At 69.7% G+C, this 17770-nt stretch carries 15 protein-coding genes; 11 read left to right on the top strand and 4 right to left on the bottom strand.

Going from position 1 to position 17770, the window contains the following annotated elements:
• Positions 1-4: 4 nt before the first annotated feature.
• The gene (locus U9J66_RS18255) at positions 5-1702 is read right to left on the bottom strand and encodes a nitrite/sulfite reductase (protein WP_041562051.1); all 1698 of its coding nucleotides are present in this window, start codon (positions 1700-1702) and stop codon (positions 5-7) included.
• Positions 1703-1890: 188 nt separating this feature from the next.
• Positions 1891-1980 (bottom strand): putative leader peptide, encoded by a 90-nt coding sequence (locus tag U9J66_RS18250; RefSeq protein WP_017535694.1) that lies wholly within the window; start codon positions 1978-1980, stop codon positions 1891-1893.
• Positions 1981-2108: 128 nt separating this feature from the next.
• Between U9J66_RS18250 and U9J66_RS18245 the strand changes: the two genes are divergently transcribed.
• The 3 genes from U9J66_RS18245 to U9J66_RS18235 all read left to right on the top strand — a co-directional run bounded on the left by U9J66_RS18245 (position 2109) and on the right by U9J66_RS18235 (position 5863).
• Positions 2109-3119, top strand: coding sequence for a YihY/virulence factor BrkB family protein (locus tag U9J66_RS18245; RefSeq protein ID WP_026125205.1), 1011 nt, complete (start codon positions 2109-2111; stop codon positions 3117-3119).
• 311 nt (positions 3120-3430) lie between these two features.
• Positions 3431-4999, top strand: coding sequence for a hypothetical protein (locus tag U9J66_RS18240; protein ID WP_442789863.1), 1569 nt, complete (start codon positions 3431-3433; stop codon positions 4997-4999).
• A gap of 30 nt (positions 5000-5029) precedes the next feature.
• A complete protein-coding gene (locus U9J66_RS18235; RefSeq protein ID WP_326338244.1) occupies positions 5030-5863 on the top strand; it encodes a DNA primase in 834 nt (277 codons plus the stop codon).
• Between the two features lie 94 nt (positions 5864-5957).
• Here U9J66_RS18235 and U9J66_RS18230 read toward each other — a convergent pair whose 3' ends face one another.
• Entirely contained in the window at positions 5958-7157 is a 1200-nt protein-coding gene (locus tag U9J66_RS18230; RefSeq protein WP_014913499.1) for an MFS transporter, read from the bottom strand.
• A gap of 276 nt (positions 7158-7433) precedes the next feature.
• Between U9J66_RS18230 and U9J66_RS18225 the strand changes: the two genes are divergently transcribed.
• Positions 7434-7994 carry a GNAT family N-acetyltransferase gene (locus U9J66_RS18225; protein WP_014911833.1) on the top strand — a complete coding sequence of 187 codons (561 nt, stop codon included), beginning with the start codon at positions 7434-7436 and terminating at the stop codon, positions 7992-7994.
• Between the two features lie 144 nt (positions 7995-8138).
• Positions 8139-9404, top strand: coding sequence for a phosphoribosyltransferase family protein (locus U9J66_RS18220; protein ID WP_161110056.1), 1266 nt, complete (start codon positions 8139-8141; stop codon positions 9402-9404).
• A 169-nt stretch (positions 9405-9573) separates the two neighbouring features.
• Here U9J66_RS18220 and U9J66_RS18215 read toward each other — a convergent pair whose 3' ends face one another.
• The gene (locus tag U9J66_RS18215) at positions 9574-9873 is read right to left on the bottom strand and encodes a WhiB family transcriptional regulator (RefSeq protein WP_017588640.1); all 300 of its coding nucleotides are present in this window, start codon (positions 9871-9873) and stop codon (positions 9574-9576) included.
• Between the two features lie 773 nt (positions 9874-10646).
• On the opposite strand from U9J66_RS18215, the gene U9J66_RS18210 reads away from it, so the two are divergent.
• From U9J66_RS18210 to U9J66_RS18185, 6 genes are all read left to right on the top strand, one after another.
• Positions 10647-11054: a YccF domain-containing protein gene (locus U9J66_RS18210; RefSeq protein ID WP_014913110.1), complete on the top strand. Its 408-nt coding sequence runs from the start codon at positions 10647-10649 to the stop codon at positions 11052-11054.
• Between the two features lie 123 nt (positions 11055-11177).
• Positions 11178-12542 carry an AI-2E family transporter gene (locus tag U9J66_RS18205; RefSeq protein WP_161110055.1) on the top strand — a complete coding sequence of 455 codons (1365 nt, stop codon included), beginning with the start codon at positions 11178-11180 and terminating at the stop codon, positions 12540-12542.
• Between the two features lie 263 nt (positions 12543-12805).
• Complete coding sequence (locus U9J66_RS18200) at positions 12806-14404, top strand: ABC-F family ATP-binding cassette domain-containing protein (RefSeq protein WP_014912012.1); 1599 nt, start codon at positions 12806-12808, stop codon at positions 14402-14404.
• A gap of 206 nt (positions 14405-14610) precedes the next feature.
• Positions 14611-14817, top strand: coding sequence for a helix-turn-helix domain-containing protein (locus U9J66_RS18195; RefSeq protein ID WP_014912345.1), 207 nt, complete (start codon positions 14611-14613; stop codon positions 14815-14817).
• 68 nt (positions 14818-14885) lie between these two features.
• Positions 14886-15728: an enoyl-CoA hydratase/isomerase family protein gene (locus tag U9J66_RS18190; protein ID WP_326338243.1), complete on the top strand. Its 843-nt coding sequence runs from the start codon at positions 14886-14888 to the stop codon at positions 15726-15728.
• A gap of 330 nt (positions 15729-16058) precedes the next feature.
• On the top strand, positions 16059-17648 hold the full coding sequence (locus U9J66_RS18185; RefSeq protein WP_326338242.1) for a DEAD/DEAH box helicase: 1590 nt from the start codon (positions 16059-16061) through the stop codon (positions 17646-17648).
• The last annotated feature ends 122 nt before the right edge of the window (positions 17649-17770 follow it).

Genomic DNA, 17770 nt, shown 5'->3' with positions numbered 1-17770 from the left:
GATGTCACTTGAGGTCGGAGTCGTCGGCGCGGGCGGCCCACGCGGCGAAGTTCTCGTCGTCCTTACGCTGCTCCTGGAAGCGTCGGAGGACCCGTTCGACGTAGTCCGGCAGATCATCGGCGGTGGTCTTCAGACCGCGGATCTTCCGTCCGAAGGACTGCGTGAGCCCCATTCCGCCACCCAGATGGATCTGGAAGCCCTCCACCTGTTCGCCCCGCTCGTTCAGGACGAGCTGCCCCTTGAGGCCGATGTCGGCGACCTGGATCCGGGCGCAGGAGTTCGGGCAGCCGTTGACGTTGATGGTGACCGGCTCCTCGAAGTCGGGCAGCCGCCGCTCCAACTCCTCGATCAGGGTCGCGGCCCGATCCTTGGTCTCCACGATCGCCAGCTTGCAGAATTCGATGCCGGTGCAGGCCATCGTCTGACGACGGAACACGCTCGGTCGCACCTCGAAGCCCTCGGACTCCAGCGCCGCGGCGATCGAGTCGACCCGGTCCTCCTCGATGTCGAGGATGACGAGCTTCTGATCGGGGGTGGTACGGATCCGGTCCGACCCGTGCTCCTCGGCGATCTCGGCCACCCGGAGCAGCGAGCCGCCCGAGACCCGGCCGACCTTGGGCGCGAAGCCCACGTAGTACCTTCCGTCGCGCTGACGGTGCACGCCCACGTGGTCGCGGCGCACCCCCGGGTCGAGTACGGGGGCGGGACCGTCGGGCAGTTCGTAGCCGAGGTACTCCTTCTCCAGGACCTCGCGGAAGCGCTCCGTGCCCCACTCCTTGATCAGGAACTTGATCCGGGCGCGGGTCCGCAACCGGCGGAAGCCGTAGTCACGGAAGATGGAGCACACCCCGGCCCAGACCTCGGAGACCAGTTCGGGCCGCACGAACGTCCCCAACCGCCGGGCGAACATCGGGTTGGTGGACAGGCCGCCGCCGACGAAGAGGTCGTAGCCGACCTCGCCCGCCTCGTTCCGGACCCCCACGAAGGCCACGTCGTTGATCTCGTGGTTGACGCAGTGCGAGGTGCACCCCGACAGGGAGGTCTTGAACTTGCGCGGCAGATTGGAGAAACGGGGGTCGCCGATGTGCTCGTCGTAGATCTCCTGGATCTGCGCGGTGGGGTCGATGACCTCGTCCTCGGCCACGCCGGCCAGCGGACAGCCCATGATCACCCGAGGGGTGTCGCCACAGGCCTCGGTGGTGGAGAGTCCCACCGACTCCAGCTTCTCCCAGATCGCGGGCACGTCCTCGACCCGGATCCAGTGGTACTGGACGTTCTGTCGGTCGGTGATGTCGGCGGTGTCGCGCCCGTGGTCGCGGGAGATCTCGGCGATCGCGCGCAGTTGGGCGACGCTCAGCCGGCCGCCGTCGATGCGCACGCGCAGCATGAAGTAGCGGTCGTCGAGTTCCTCGGGCTCCAGCACGGCGGTCTTGCCGCCGTCGATGCCGGGGGCGCGCTGGGTGTAGAGCCCGTACCAGCGGAACCGGCCTCGGAGGTCGGCCGGGTCGATGGAGTCGAACCCGCCCTTGGAGTAGATGTCGATGATCCGATCGCGGACGTTGAGCCCGTCGTCGTTCTTCTTGTTCTCCTCGTTCTTGTTCAGCGGCTCGCGGTAACCGAGGGCCCATTGGCCCTCACCACGGGTGCGCCGGGGCTTGGCGGCCACGGGGGCCTTGCCGGGCTGCGCGGAAGAGGGAGGCATCGCGGGTGTCTCCGATGGGGTCGCGGGGTGCCGGGGTCCCGGCGCCCGCACCGCAGACCCGTAGACACCGCACGTCGTCGTGGTCGGTGCTACGGGTACGAGATCCGCGTGTACAGGAGTTTCGAGGGGGGAGCGCCGGGGCCGCCGGCACCCACTGGCTCACAGGGGTGCGTAAAGGCGGCGAGGAACTAACCGACGCTGCGACAGATGGCGCTGCTGACCCGCTGGAAGTCCACGTGGCGGCGCACGCGGAGCATGGGGTCCAGAGCAGCGATCATGAAGCGAGAATGTCACGCCCCCGTGTCCTTGTCCAGATGTGCCCGCCCGAGGGAGACGTGGGTCACGTCCGGAGGCGGACGCGTCCGCTCCTGTCGGGGCCGCCGCGGCTCCCGATAACGTTCTCCTTGTGGTGGGTTTCTGGGAGGGTCTCTGGCGTACGACCGACGCGTGGTTCCGGCGGCATTCGGTGTTCCACAGTGGTCTACTGCTGATCCTGCGCACCCTTCGAGCCCTGTCGCGTTCACGCGTGATCGGGCTGGCCGCCGAATCGGCCTTCTTCGCGCTGATCTCCCTGCCCGCGCTCCTGCTGTGCCTGTTGGGCGCCCTGGGGCCGTTGGCGGCGGTGTTCGGCGAGGGTCTCGTGGTGGAGATCCGCGAGTGGATGCTGGACCTGGCCGCGCGGGTCCTGACCCCGAACACCGTCGAATCCGTGGTGGAACCGCTGGTCGACGACTTCCTCGGCGGGGTCCAGGGCGGTCTGCTGTCGGTGACCTTCCTGGTGTCCCTGTGGTCGGGGTCGCGGGCGATGAACGTGTTCATCCGCTCCATCACGATCTCCTACGGGCTGGACGAGCTGCGCGGCTGGATGGGGCAGCGGGTGCTCGCCTTCTTCGCCTACCTGGGCGGGCTGTTCTTCGCGGTCCTGGTGCTGCCGATCATGGTGTCGGGTCCCGACCTCGTCCATGAGCTGTTGCCGGTCACCGTGGGCTGGCTCAACCTCCTCTATTGGCCGATCGTGGGTCTGTTGGTCACGACCGCCGTCACCCTCCTGTACGCGCTCAGCGTGCCGGTGCGCACCCCGCTGTGGCGTCACCTGCCGGGCGCGGTTCTGGCCACCGTGGTGCTCTTGGGCGGGTCGGCGCTTCTGCGCTCCTACCTGGACGCCTCCTTCGGTCAAGTGAGCATCTACGGTTCCCTGGCCGCGCCGATCGCGATCCTCGCCTGGCTGTACGTCATGGCCATCGCGGTGTTGGTGGGTTCCTCGCTCAACTCCGAGATCGACGCGATGTGGCCGACCATGCGGACGGCGGCGGCCCGGGCCGAACTCGCCAACCGCCACTTCGAACGCGCGGACCGTATGGCCCAGCGCAGGGAGCAGGCGGTCATCGACACGATCAACGACCACAACGGGCGCTGACCGCGCGGGATCGGGTCGGGGCCGTGCCGTGGAGGCGTCGCAGACGTGCCCGTAGGTCCTCGGAAACTCCGGGTGGCCGGATCCGGCCAATTTCGGCGTGAACCGAGGTGTCTTTTGGGGTGTCCACACCAGAGTCGATGGATGTGGGAGAACGGGACCATCCGCAGGTGGGAGATGGTTTTCGCAGGTCAGTGGAGAGGTGGCCGAAAAACCGATGGGAGAGGTGCGAACCATGACCGATTCTCGGGCATCCGATCAAGTCGGCCGGTTCCGGTGAGGATCAGTATGATCGCGTGCAGCACCGACGACGTATGCGCCGCACCCTCTTGTTCGGTCTTCTCGCCGAGCCGCCGCCGAACGTCATCGCCGACCACGATTCCCCTGCTCCCGTATACGAACAGGTCCATGTTCCACATGCCTTCGGAGGCACCATGAGCCGGGCGTCCCGTCCGGGACATCCCGGACCCACCGCCGTCATCGTCATCGCTCCGGACGAGCGCACCGCCGAGATCGTCATCGAGGGCCGCCGCCAGGTCGTGTCCGGCCAGGCACCCAAGGACACCAGACGGGCCGCGCTCGACGTCGCCACCGGTCACGCCGCGCGGATCGGCGGGCCGGTGCTCATCGACGCGCGTGACGCCAACGGCTACTGGCGTCTGGTCGCGACCCCGGACGGGGTCGTCCGGGCCGCCGATCCGCCGCCCCCGGGGCCCGCGCCGAACACGACACCGCCGGTCCCGGAGAAGGCCGGTGGCGGGCGCAAACGCGTGTTCGTCATCGTGGGCGCCGTGGTGCTGGCCCTGGCCCTCATCGGTGGTGTGGGCGCGGTCGTCCTGCGCTTCCTTCCGGACTCCACCACCACGGCCTCCGAGGCCGGGGAGGACGAGCCCACCTCCGACGGGCCGATACTGGACCACCCGGCCCCGCCCGGTTACGCCACGACGGTCGAGATCACCGAGGAACTCGCCCCCGACACCCTCCCCGGTGTCAGCGGCGACGGCGAGAACCTCGTCTACATCGACCCCGCCGAACGCCTCAACCTGCTCAACGCCGACGGGTCGCGCGAATGGTCGGTGAACCTGCCCTTCGAAGCGGCGGAGGTCCTCGGCAGCCCCCGTTTCGTGGAGTACGACGGAGCCCCCCACATCACGATCGAGACCGCCGGGGCCCTGTGGTTCTGGCCCGCGACGGGCGGCAACGCGGGCAACATCGAGCTCAGGGAGGCCGCCTCCGCCCAGTACGCCGGTTCCGGGGTGCTGGTGCGCGGCGATGACAGCGCCTACGTCCCGATCGACGGAGAGCTCGAGGAGATCGACACCCCGGGCGGTTCCGGGGCGATGCTCGCCGAGGACGGCCGTGCGCTGGCGGGCGTGCTCCGAGGCCCCTGGCACTGGGTCGCCCCCGACGAGGACCCCCGGAAGGTGGAGCCGGAGGAGCCCGAGGGCGCCGGCGACCTGGACTCCATCATGACCTTCATCCGCGGCTACGCCATCGTCCTCTGGGAGATGGAGGAGGGCGACGACCTCCTCCTGGCCTTCCACGACAACACCGACGGTTCGGTGCTCGGCACCGCCGAGGTCGACCCGGACGACCTGGAGGACGTGCGCCACCGCACCGGACCTCTGGGATCGGAGCTGGCCGCCTACGGCCCGGTGCTCTTCGAGCCCGGCAGCGGCGAGACCACCGTGCTCCCGGGTTTCGAACCCGAGATCGCCATCGGTGAGCGGATCTTCGGCGAACTCGACGGGACCCGAGTGGCGGTCGACGCCTCGGGCGAGACCGTCGAGGTCCCCGAGGACGCGGAGACGCCGCGCGGGCTGCTCGGCGACCGCGCCGTCGTGGTCCGTGAGGACCACCTCTATGCCATCCCCCCCGAATAGTTCAGTACACCAGTGAAAGAAAGGAGCGGGATGTCCCCTAAGAAGCGGGTATTCACCGTTACCGCGGCCGGTCTGTTCATGGCCGGTTTCTCCGCCGGTCCGGCGTTCGCCGACACGGTGGACGAGATCGCCCCCGAGGTCGCCCCCGAGGCGGCCGAGGCCCCCGCGGTCGAGACCCCCGAGGTCGAGACCCCCGAGGTGGAACCCCTCTCGTTCGAGGCCCCCGCCGTCGAGACCCCCGTGCTCGACCTGGCCCCCGCGGTCGAGGAGGCGGTCACCACGCTTCCCGAGATCGCTCCGGTCGACCTGCCGCTGCCGCCCGTCTTCGACCCCCCGGGTGACGACGACGGCGAGACCCCTCCGCCCGGTGAGACCCCTCCGCCCGGTGAGGACGAGGACGAGGACGAGGACGAGGACGAGGGCGACGGCGGCGAGGGCGAGACCCCTCCGCCCGGCGAGACCCCTCCGCCCGGTGAGGGCGAGGAAGAGGAGGAAGAGGAAGAGGACAACGGTCAGACTCCTCCGCCCGGTGAGGGCGGGGAAGAGGAGGAAGAGGAGGAGGAAGAGGAAGAGGACAACAATCAGACTCCTCCGCCCGGTGGGGAAGAGGGGCAGACTCCTCCGCCCAGTGACCGGACCGGTGGTGATGAGACCGGCGGTGACGAGACCGGCGGTCAGTCCTCGAACACGACCACCTCCGCCTCCTCCTCGTCCTCCACGACGACGGAGAGCGCCTCCGACCCGGACCTCGCCGCGACCGGCGTCGACCTGTCGGGCTTCGTGCTCGGCGGCGCCATCGTGGCCGGTGTCGGCGCTCTGGCCCTGTGGGCCGGCAGCCGCCGTCCGGGCATGGTCATCGAGTAACACCACGCTCCGCCCCGTGGCGACACGGGACGAAGCGCGGGCCCCGATCTCCTCCTCGGAGGTCGGGGCCCTTTCGTATGCGCGACGGGACGCTTCAGGAACGGGGGCGCAGGGCGGGTGCCAAGAGGAAGGCGGCCGCGCCTCCGGCGGCGATCACCCACAGGGCCGAGCCCAGCCCCGCCGAGTCGGCGAGGAACCCCACGGCCGGTGGGAAGGCCAGGAAGCCCGCCCGACCCAGCCAGCCCACCACGGTCACCCCGTCCCCGGTACGGACTCCGGGCACGTTCCCGGCGGCGGTCAGGGTCAGGGGGAACAGGGTGGAGACCCCCAACCCCAGGACCCCGAAGCCGACGATCGCTGCGGCCGGATGCGGCAGGGCCAGGGCCAGGGCCATGCCACCGGCGGCGAGGAGACCACCGCCATGGCCGACCGCCACGGCTCCGAAGCGGTCGGTCAGTCGGTCCCCGAACAGCCGACCGACCGTCATCATCGTCTGGCAGGCCACGAACGGCATGGCCGCGAGGAACAGAGGGGCTCCCAGCTCGGTGCTCATGTACACCGCGCCCCAGGAGGCCGCCGAGTCCTCGATGCCGCCGGCCATCATGAGCAGGATCCCGAGGGCGGCGAGCAAGAGGATCGCGCGGGGCGGCACGCGGGTGCGGCCGCCGTTCCGGCCGCCGGTCCCGTCCTCGCGCTCGCTGTTCTCCGGCCCGGGCAGGAGCATGCGTCCGATCGACAGGTTGACCGCCACCAGGATCGCGGTCACCCCGCCCAGGTGCCACAGGATCGGTACCCCGCTCCCGGCCATGGTCGCGCCGAGCAGGCCCCCGGCGACCGCGGCCATGCTCCAGACCGCGTGGAAGGTGTTGATGATGCTGCGTCGGTAGCGCCGCTGGACCCGGAGCCCGTGCGAGTTCTGGGCCGAATCGGTCCACGCGTCCGCGCTTCCCATGACGAACAGGGTCGCGGCGAGCATCCACCAGTTCTGGGCCAGCGCGATGAATGGAAGCGCTCCCAGTGAGAGTAGACTCGTCGCCACGGCGGTGGGACCGCTGCCGAACCGATGGATGAGAGGACCGGCGAGCATACCCGTCAGGATCGCTCCGAACGGCATCGCCGCGATCGCGAGCCCCAACTCGGCGTTGCCCAGCCCCAGGTCGTCCTTGATCACGGGGAGCCAGGGCACCGCGTTGGTGTAGGTGAACCCGTTCACGAAGAACAGGGTCGACACCGCGATCCGCGCGCGCCTGGCGTCGGGCGGCGGGGCGGTCGGTGTCTCGGTCCGGGCGTTCACAAGCGGCTCCCACGGTGGTCTCGGTGCGGGCAGATGCTATCCAGTCCCGCGTTCGGGTGAACAGGGGGCGGGCACGAACCTCGCGCCATGGGCTTGCCAAGCGGGACGGAGGTGTCTTACATAGGGAGACCCCGTCGTCCAGTGTCCAGGAGGCCGATCCCGGCACCGCCCCCGAACCCCTCGCGCCCCGCGGCCCGCTCCCGCGTGCGGCCCCCGTCCGCCGAACCTCTCCCGGACCGTGCCCGCACCCGGCCCCGGTCGAACCGGAAGATCCGCATGATCAATACGAGCGCACTGCGAGAAAAACCCACCCTCATCGGCGAGAACGTGCGTTTGGTGCCCCTGGGGCCCGAACACACGGATTCCTATTTCTCGGCGGGCCTGGACACGGAGGTCCGCAGACTCATGGGCGCCCACGGTCATCCGACCTACGAGCAGGCCCGGAAATGGTGTGAGAGCAGAGCGGACAGGGAGGACCGGCTGGACCTGGCGATCACCGCCCCCGAGGACGGACGCTACCTCGGCGAACTCTCCCTCTACGACGTCTCCCCGGAGAACGCCTCGGCCGGCTACCGCATCGCCCTCTCGGCGATCGAGTTCACCGGCCGAGGGCTGGGGCGGGAGGCCACACGGCTGGTCCTGCGCCACGCCTTCGAGGAGGTGGGTCTGCACCGGATCTGGTTGCACGTGTACGCCTTCAACATGCGCGCCATCGCCGTCTACCGCTCCTGCGGTTTCTCGGTCGAGGGTCGCCTGCGCGACTCCCTCCTCTGGGAGGGTCGCAGGTACGACTCCCTGCTGATGGCGGTGCTCCGCGACGGTTTCGACCCCTCCTGACGGGGGCGGACCGAAGGGGCACGTGGGGACCTCGGGTTCCAACCCGCGTGCGGCGGGGTATGCCGCTAGCACTGTTTCCAGCAGCTCACTCCGGACAGGCGGAAGGAGCGGTGCCGGGCCTCACGGTCCGGTGCCGGTGAGGACATGAACCCGGTACCCGTTTCCCTGCCCTTCGCCGACCGCGCCGAAGCGGGACGGCGCCTCGCGGAGCGTGTGCGCGCCCACGCGGTCGACGATCCGCTCGTGCTGGCCCTGCCCAGGGGCGGTGTCCCCGTGGGCGCGGAGCTCGCCCGCGCCCTGGGGGCGGACTTCGACGTGCTCGTGGTGCGCAAGATCGGTCTTCCCGGCCATCCGGAGACCGGTGTGGGCGCCGTCTCCGAGGACGGTCGCGTCCTCTACGACGATCTCGCCCTGGCCCGTATGCACATTCCGCGTCAGGCCCTGTCCGACACCGTGGCCTCCGAACGCGACGAACTCGATCGCCGACGTCGGACCTACCGGGGCGAACGCCCTCTGCCGCGGATCGCCGGACGCGACTGTGTGGTCGTCGACGATGGCGCGGCCACCGGCGGCACCGCGCGCGCGGCGCTGAGGACGGTACGCCAGGCCGGGCCCGCCCGACTGATCCTGGCGGTGCCGGTGGCCTCCCCGGAGGCGGTGGAGCTCCTCCGCGGCGAGGTCGACGCCCTGGTGGTGCTCGGCGCCCCGGACAACTTCCGCTCCGTGGGGGAGTGGTACCGGGAGTTCGGCCAGCTCTCCGACGAGAACGTCACGTCGACGCTCTTCGAGGTCGAACGTTCGCGGCCCAGGTCCGAGGTGGCCAGGGCGGTGCGCGTCCCCGCCGGTCGGGCCTACGTCGACGGAGACCTGACCATGCCGGAGGAACTGCGGGGCGTGGTGGTGATGGCCTTCGACCACGGTCGGGTGGATCCGCGCGGGCGGGCGATCGCCTCGGCCCTGCGGCGGGCGGGTTACGCGACCCTGCTGGTGGATCCGCCGGACGAGGAGGAGGCCTCGGCGGAGTGGCCCGCGGCGGTGGTGACCTGGCTGAGACGGGCCACCGACGCGGCCGGCGAACCTCTGGGGATCCTGTGTTCGGGGGCCACGGCGGCGTCCCTGCCCCTCGCGGCGGCGGCGCTGCCCGAGGACGTGGCGGGGGTCGTGGTCCATGGGGGCCGGATCGATCGGGCGGGGGAGGCCCTGTCCGGGGTACGGGCGCCCACCCTCCTTCTCGCGGAGAGCGGGGACGTCTCCGCTCGGGAGGCGGGGGAACGGGCCCGTGCCCTTCTGGGCGGACCGGTCGAGTCGGCCGTGGTCTCGGCGCCCGAAGGGGACGGGGAGGAGTGGCGCGAGGTCGCGGTGCGGACCCTGGACTGGTTCGACCGTCATCTCACGCGGGGCTCCGGGTGAACGGATGATCGTGTCCGGGAATATGTCTTCCTGGTCGGACATTCGATGGGGCCCGAAGGGCTTTCGAAGACAGAAGACCCGCGGCGCCCTCGACGTTCGTCGTCGGGGCGCCGCGGGTCATCGGGCCGGGGCCGTGTGGGAAGGGATCCGCGCGGGGGACTCGTGGGTCCTAGGCGGCGTTGGCGCGTCGCATGCGGCGACGACGCTCGGAGGCGCGCTCGTCCTCGTTCAGGCCACCCCAGGTCCCGTACTTCTCCGGACGCGAGATCGCATAGTCCAGGCAGTCGGTTCGAACCGGGCAGGCCGCACAGATCTCCTTGGCCTTGCGCTCGCGGATCTCCCGCTCCGGCTGGCGTTCGCCATCGGGGCCGAAGAAGAGCACAAGGTCCTCGCCCCGGCACGCGGCGGCATCCTGCCACCCCCAGCTCGGGCGGGGGCGCAGCGCGGCCTGCCGACGTACCTGAGACATGCTTGAACCACCTCTACTGAAATCACTAGTAAGCTGTCGTAAAAAGCTTCAGTCACCGAAAGTCGGTCATGCGGCGCGAGACACCCCGCACGACGCAAACGTCGAGCGGTGCTGGCGTTGTTCCCCGGTGTGGTTGAGACCACGAGAAGCGCCACCACAGAGGCGAAGCCTGCCGATGATGGGGTGCTCTCACACGAACGGCCGCGGAGGCGGTGACGGCCTCCGTCCGAGCCGGTACGTAATCATGCCATCCCCACTCCCGATCGTGCACGGGGGGTGGGGAAATTACTCGTCCAACCGTTACCGAAACCTGATGGCTGACATCTGGTTTGCTGGTTTTTGTCCGAGTTTGTCGCAGATCACGCGAACGACCGTTCCCTGTAGGACACCGCACATCGTATGGGGCTATGTCCCTCCTGCCTAGGGGGTCCCCCTGATGCGCCGATCACATTGTGGACGGGACATCGCTCCGAGATTGGGTTCGACCGTATGTCCTCACCCTCCGCCACCGGCTAAGGGAGGGAGAGGCGGCGTCTCCGGTGACACGGAGCGGCGGTGACGGCGCGGCCGAGACCCCCGCATGGCGGCCGGACGCACCCGGCGCCGAGACCCCGACCCGCACCCCTCCGCCTCGCCCCCTAGGGGAGGTTCCAGGGAAGAAGAACGGAACAGGTCGTGGTGTCCGAGCGTCCCAGACGATAGAAAACAGGGTGCGTCCGACTCCCGTCCGGGGGTGGACCCATTCCGGGACAGACACAAGGAGACGAATCACCGTGGCCCTCCTGCGGCTCATCCTCAACATCATCTGGCTCTTCGTCGCCGGATTCTGGCTGGCGGTCGGCTATGTCATCGCCGGCATCATCTGCTGTCTCCTCATCGTCACGATCCCCTTCGGCATCGCCTCCTTCCGTATGGCCCGCTACGCCTTCTGGCCCTTCGGTCGCGAACTCGTGCGCAAGCCGGGTTCGGGGGGCGGCTCCACCTTCCTGAACGTGATCTGGGTGATCGTGGCCGGCTGGTGGCTGACCATCGGACACATCACCACCGCCGTCGGCCTCGCCGTCACGATCATCGGTATCCCCATGGCGTGGGCCTCGATCAAGATGATCCCCGTGGCCCTGGCGCCCTTCGGGAACGAGATCGTTCGCAGTGGTCACCCCCGGGAACCCTGGCAGTTCTGACAGAGTTGACCACTCACGGGGTCCGGGCGCATCGAACGGACCCCCTTCCCCGACATCCCCCGCGTACCCATGTGTCCGCTCCGGCCGGAGCGGACGGACCCACCAGTAGAGAATGGAGTCCATGTGCAAGCCCAGCGGCCGGGAGTATGGGCGCTCCTGAACAAGTGGCTCGACGCCCGCAGAGCCCGGGCCGAGCGTCTCGCCCTGCTCGAAGCGCAGGACAAGGCCCGCATCGAGGCCGAGACCCGGGCGGAGGAGAAGACCGCCGCGGAGCAGGACGACGTCGGGGCGGGGGATCTCTTGCGCGTGGTCAGTGACGTCGCCTGGCGGATACTGCTGGTCGGCGTGGTCGCGGGGCTCCTCGTCTACGCGGTCATCCACCTCTCGGTGATCACCCTGCCCGCGATCCTGGCGGTCTTCATCACGGCCCTGTTGATGCCCTTGGCCAACTGGCTGAGGGGCAAGGGGCTGGGGCGCGGTTCCTCCACCGCGATCTCCATCCTGGTGGCCCTGATCGTGCTCAGCGGCGTGATCACCATGATCGTCTCGCCGGCGATCCAGGGGTTCGAAGGGCTGGTCGCCAGCGTCTCCAGCGCCATCACCGAACTCCAGGGTCTCCAGATCCCCTTCCTCGACCCGGCGCTCATCACCGAGATGATCGACAACGCCTGGCTCCAGATCCAGGGGATGATCACCGACAACACCGACCGTCTGCTCAGCGGAGCCTGGACCGCCGGTGCCGCGGTGGTGCAGATCCTGCTCGGGCTGGTCCTGATCATCGCGCTGACCGTGTACTTCGTCCACTCCGGCGACAAGCTCATGGAGTGGATCGCCACCCTCCTGCCGCCCAAGTCCCGTCCGGGGCTGCACCACGCCGGTGGTATCGCCTACGGGGTGATGGGGCGTTACGTCCGGGGCGTGGCGATGGTCGGGTTCATCGACGCCGTCGGCATCGGCATCTTCCTGCTCATCTTCCTGGACATCAACCTGGCGATCCCGCTGATCGTGCTGACCTTCGTCGGGGCCTTCCTACCGATCATCGGCGCCTTCCTCACCGGCCTGCTCGCCGCGTTGGTGGCGTTCGTGACCGAGGGCTGGGTGATCGCCCTGGTGATCGTCGGCGCGGTCGTCCTGGTCCAGCAGCTGGAGAGCAACATCTTCGCGCCCCGTATCTATGGTCAGGCGCTGGAACTGCCCTCTCCCGTCGTCCTGATCGCCATCACGGCGGGCGGCATCCTCGGCGGCATCCCGGGCATGTTCCTGGCCACCCCGGTCGCGGCCGTCCTGGCCGCTCTGTTGCGCAACCGTCCGCCGGCCCACAACGAGCACACGGACGAGAGCGAAGGGGAGGTCGACGAGAAGCGTCGTCGAGCCCTGACGACGGCGGAGTCCGCCGTGGTCGTGGTGGCCCGACCGGAGGAGACCGGAGAGGCCGCGACGGCCAAGGAGCCCCCCAAGAAGGGGGACAAGGACGCCCCCGGAGAGTGACCCCGGAAGGACCGTTCCTTCCTCATGGAGGAATGCGCGACGCCCCCGGCCCCGTTGTGGGGTCGGGGGCGCGCCCGTGCCCGGGACGTCCGCCCGGAAAACCCTGGCCCTCTCCCACGACCTTGCCGTTAGGCTGGATCGGTCCGCCCGAAGGCGGATCCGCCCGATCCGTCCGCGTCCCCGCGACCCGGACCGCACGGCCCGCGCCCCGTATCCGGGCCGCGACGACGAACCGCCACACCATCTTTGAGGAAGCCCCACCCATGTTGATCGCCACCGACCTCGAACTGCGCGTCGGAGCCCGACTCCTGCTGGAACCGACGACCTTCCAGGTCGCGGCGGGGGACCGGATCGGTCTGGTCGGCCGCAACGGTGCGGGCAAGACCACCATGACCAAGGTGCTGGCGGGGGAGGGACTTCCCACCGGTGGGACGGTCACCACCTCGGGCACCATCGGCTACCTGCCCCAGGACCCGCGCACCGGCGACCTGAACGTGATCGCCAAGGACCGCGTGCTGTCGGCCCGGGGGATCGACGAGGCGCTCCGCGGTCTGCGCGAGGCCGAGAAGAAGATGGCCAGCGACCACGAGAAGACCAGGAACAAGGGGGTGCGCGCCTACGCCCGTTGGGAGGAGCGCCTCCACGTCCTTGGCGGGTACGCCGCCGAATCCGAGGCCGCCGCCATCGCCTCCAGTCTCGGTCTTCCGGACAAGGCGCTCTCCCAGCCCCTGCACACGCTCTCCGGTGGTCAGCGTCGTCGGGTCGAGTTGGCGCGCATCCTGTTCAGCGGGGCCGACACCCTGCTGCTGGACGAGCCCACCAACCACCTGGACGCCGACTCCATCGTGTGGCTGCGCGACTTCCTCAAGACCCATCAGGGCGGGCTCATCGTGATCAGCCACGACGTGGAGCTGGTCGACCAGGTGGTCAACAAGGTGTTCTACCTGGACGCCAACCGCAGCGTCATGGACATCTACAACATGGGCTGGAAGCAGTACCAGGTCCAGCGCGAGGACGACGAGCGTCGCCGCCGCCGTGAGCTGGCCAACGCCTCCAAGCAGGCGGACAACCTGCGTAAGCAGGCCGAGCGCTTCCGGTACAAGGCGACCAAGGCCCGCGCGGCCCAGCAGATGCTGAACCGGGCCGACAAACTGCTGGACGGGGTGCAGGGGACGCGCAAGGCCGACAAGGTGGCCAAGCTCCGGTTCCCGGACCCGGCGCCCAGCGGTCGCACCCCGCTGATGGCCGAGGGGCTGTCCAAGTCCTACGGATCGCTGGAGATCTTCACCGGCGTCGACCTGGCCATCGACCGGGGCAGCCGGGTGGTCGTCCTCGGGCTGAACGGCGCGGGCAAGACGACCCTGCTCCGTCTGCTGGGCGGTGTGGAGGAACCCGACACGGGTCGTGTCGTGCCCGGACACGGACTCAAGATGGGCTACTACGCCCAGGAGCACGAGACCCTGGACGTGGGCCGCAGCGTTCTGGAGAACATGATGAGCGCGGCCCCGGATCTGCCGGAGGTCGAGGCGCGCAAGACGCTGGGTTCGTTCCTGTTCACCGGTGACGACGTGGACAAGCCCGCCGGTGTGCTCTCGGGTGGTGAGAAGACCCGGTTGGCGCTGGCCACCCTGGTGGTCTCCAGCGCCAACGTGCTGCTGCTGGACGAGCCCACCAACAACCTGGACCCGGCCAGCCGCGAGGAGATCCTGGCCGCGCTGCGCAACTACAAGGGCGCCATCGTACTGGTGACCCACGACGAGGGCGCGGTCGAGGCGTTGAGTCCCGAACGCGTCATCATGCTGCCGGACGGGGTCGAGGACATGTGGAACCCCGATTTCGAGGACCTCATCGCCCTGGCCTGAGTCGACGGCGGGATCATGGGGAGGGTGGACGCTCGGCGTATCGCGAGGTTCACCCTCCCCCTTTTTCGGTCGGGGTTAGGGGTCTTCCGAAACGTGGGCCGACCGGCGCGGCGTTCGGTGAATGTGGCGGTGGGCGTGCGGCATGTCGGATCATGGCGATGGTCCGGCCCGTACCCGAGGCCGGTGTCCCGAAAGAGGAGAGAGCCGTGAGTGACGAGTTGAGGAAGGGCGCCCGGGTCTCCGGGGAGAGTCGGGCGGAGCTGGCCGCCGAACTCAGGCGCCGCTATGACGAGGGCGAGAGCATCCGCTCCCTCGCCGCCGCCACCGGGCGCTCGTACGGGTTCGTGCATCGCCTGCTCGGTGAGACCGGTGTGGAGTTGAGGGGTCGGGGCGGAGCGACGCGCAAAGCCTGAGCCCGATCGCGAGTTCGAGGTTACTCGCGAGTAGGGTCGGGGGTGTCGACGACCCGATGGAGGAACCCATGACACAGGCCCCGCAGGAGACCGGAGTGACGGAACCGCCCGGCGAGGAGGAGCTGACCCGGGCGGGGCTGCGCCTCACGGTGGAGGGCGCCGTCGCCCGCATCACCATCAGCCGTCCCGAGCGCCGCAACGCGATGACCGGGCGGACCTGGACGACCCTGGCCCACATCGGCCAGACCCTCCCCGAGGATGTCCGAATCGTCGTCATCGCCGGAGAGGGCGACATCTTCTCCGCCGGGATCGACCTCGGCATGTTCACCCCCGAAGGGGTCGAGGGCGAGCGTTCCATCATCGGGGGGCTCACCGACGGGTCCGCCGACGAGGCCGACCTGGACGCCTACATCGCCGAACTCCAGCAGGGCTTCCTGTGGCTGCGCCGCCCCGACCTGGTGACCATCGCCGCCGTGCGCGGGTACGCCATCGGCGCCGGGTTCCAGCTCGCGCTCTCCTGCGACCTGCGCGTCCTCGCCGACGACGCCGTCTTCTGCATGAAGGAGCCCGCCCTGGGGCTGGTCCCGGACCTCACCGGGACCAAGCCCCTGGTGGACATCGTCGGCGTCCACCGGGCCACCGAGATCTGCCTGACCGCGCGCAAGGTCGGCGCGGAGGAGTCCCGTGAGCTCGGCCTGGCCACCCTGGTCGTGGGCGTCGACGAACTGGAGGGGGCCGTCGACGACGCCGTCGCGGCGCTGCTCACGGTCGACCACGGGGCGGCCACCGCCACCAAGGACCTCCTGCTCCAGGCCGAGGGCAACACGCTCGAAGAGCAGTGCGCGGCGGAACGGGCGGCCCAGGTGAAGCGGCTCACCACGCTGGCCAAGGCCATGGCGGCTCAGGCCTGACCCTCCTGACCTCGGGGAACGGGGTGGGGAGACCCGTATCACCGGTGAAAAACACCCACCCCGTCCCCGATTCGCGGCGATCTCTAGTACGCTGCTGCAAGCGGTCGTTCAATATCGCGCGCATCCGAGCGCGCCGGACCGCCAAGACGCGGAGAGCGTGTCGACCCTGTCGACGTCACTCTTGACCCGAAGAGCACACGAACCCCACCTACGTCGGGGTCGCTTCCGCGTGTGATCAGGCGCGTTTGTGTGATTTCTTCGCTGGGTCCGTCGTGACCGTGTGGAGCCTTCCTCGAAACGCCGCCAAACGATGAGGAAGGTACACGTCACTTGACGACGGACACTGCCGTAACGCCTGCCTTCGACAGCCTGGGGCTTCCCAAGGACATCGTCGACGAGCTGGCCAAGAACGGTGTGACCACCCCGTTCCCGATCCAGGCCGCCACCATTCCCGACGCCATCGAGGGCCGCGACGTCCTCGGCTGCGGCCGGACCGGATCGGGCAAGACCCTGGCCTTCGGCCTGCCGGTCCTGATGCGCTGCGCCGAGCGCCGCGCCGCCTCCCACCGCCCGCGGGCCCTGATCCTGGTGCCCACCCGCGAACTCGCCCACCAGGTGCGCGACGCCCTGCGCGGCTACGCCCGCGTCGTGGGCGTGCGCGTCGGCGACGTCGTCGGAGGCAGCTCCTACACCCGCCAGATCAACGAACTGCGCCGCGGTGTCGACGTCCTCGTCGCCACCCCGGGCCGTCTGACCGACCTCATCGACCAGGGCGCCTGCGACCTGGGCGACGTGGAGATCTCGGTGCTGGACGAGGCCGACCAGATGTGCGACATGGGCTTCATGCCGCAGGTCAGCGAGCTCCTCGACCAGGTGCACCCGGACGGGCAGACCCTGCTGTTCTCGGCCACGCTCGACGGTGACGTCGACAAGCTGGTCCGCAAGTACATGAACGAGCCGCGCACCCACTCCGTGGACCCGCCGGTCTCGCAGGTCACCACCATGGAGCACCACTTGCTCAAGGTGCTGCCCCGCGACAAGAACAAGATCGTCACCCAGATCGCCGCGCGCGAGGGTCGCACCATCCTGTTCGTGCGCAGCAAGTACCGCGCCGACACCATCAGCGAACAGCTGATCGAGGCCGGCGTTCCCTGCGCCTCCCTGCACGGCGGCAAGACCCAGAGCGTGCGCACCCGCACCCTCGCCAAGTTCCGTGAGGGGCGCATCCAGGCCCTGGTCGCCACCGACGTCGCCGCCCGCGGCATCCACGTCGACGGCATCGACCTGGTCGTCAACGTCGACCTGCCCACCGGTCACAAGGACTACCTGCACCGCGGCGGTCGTACCGCCCGCGCCGGTTCCTCCGGCTCCGTGGTCTCCCTGGTCGCGCCCAACCAGCGCCGTATGGCCCGCCGTCTGCTCAGCGACGCCGGTGTCGACGCCAAGCAGCACCTGGTCAACCCCGGTGACGAGCTGCTCACCCAGGTGACCGGGGCCAAGGAGCCCTCCTGGGAGCCGTGGATCGAGCCGCCGGAGCCCGAGCGTCCCCGTCGCGGCCGTGGCGGCCCCCGTCGTGGTGGCTACCGCGGTAACGGTGGCGGCTACCGTGGCGGTTACCGCGGTGACCGCCGCAACGACCGCGGTGAGGGCGGCTACCGCCGTGACGACCGTGGCGAGGGCGGCTACCGCGGCCGGCGCGACGACCGTTCCGAGGGCGGTCGCGACGACCGCCGCGGCGGTTACGGCGAGCGCTCCGATGGCGGTTACCGCGGTGGCGGCGAGCGTCGTGGCGGCGGTTACGGTGGTGAGCGTCGAGGCGGTTACCGAGGCGACTCCCGCGGTGGCTACCGCGGCGACCGTCGCGGTGGCGGTCCCCGTCGCGGCGACCGCTACGACTCCGCCCCCAGCGGCCGGAGCTGATCCAGAGCACGACACGGAGGCCCGCTACCGGCGAACCCCGGTAGCGGGCCACCGGTGTGTCCCGGGGGGGGTGTTTAAGGTCCTTTAACCCCGCGTCGCCTGTGCTGGGGGGCCCGGCGTGG

The organism is Nocardiopsis sp. LDBS1602 (genome assembly GCF_035818715.1).
GTDB classification, from domain to species: Bacteria; Actinomycetota; Actinomycetes; order Streptosporangiales; family Streptosporangiaceae; genus Nocardiopsis; species Nocardiopsis alba.
The sequence above is the reverse complement of the archived record's forward strand: the minus strand, read 5'-3'. Positions and strand labels throughout refer to the sequence as shown.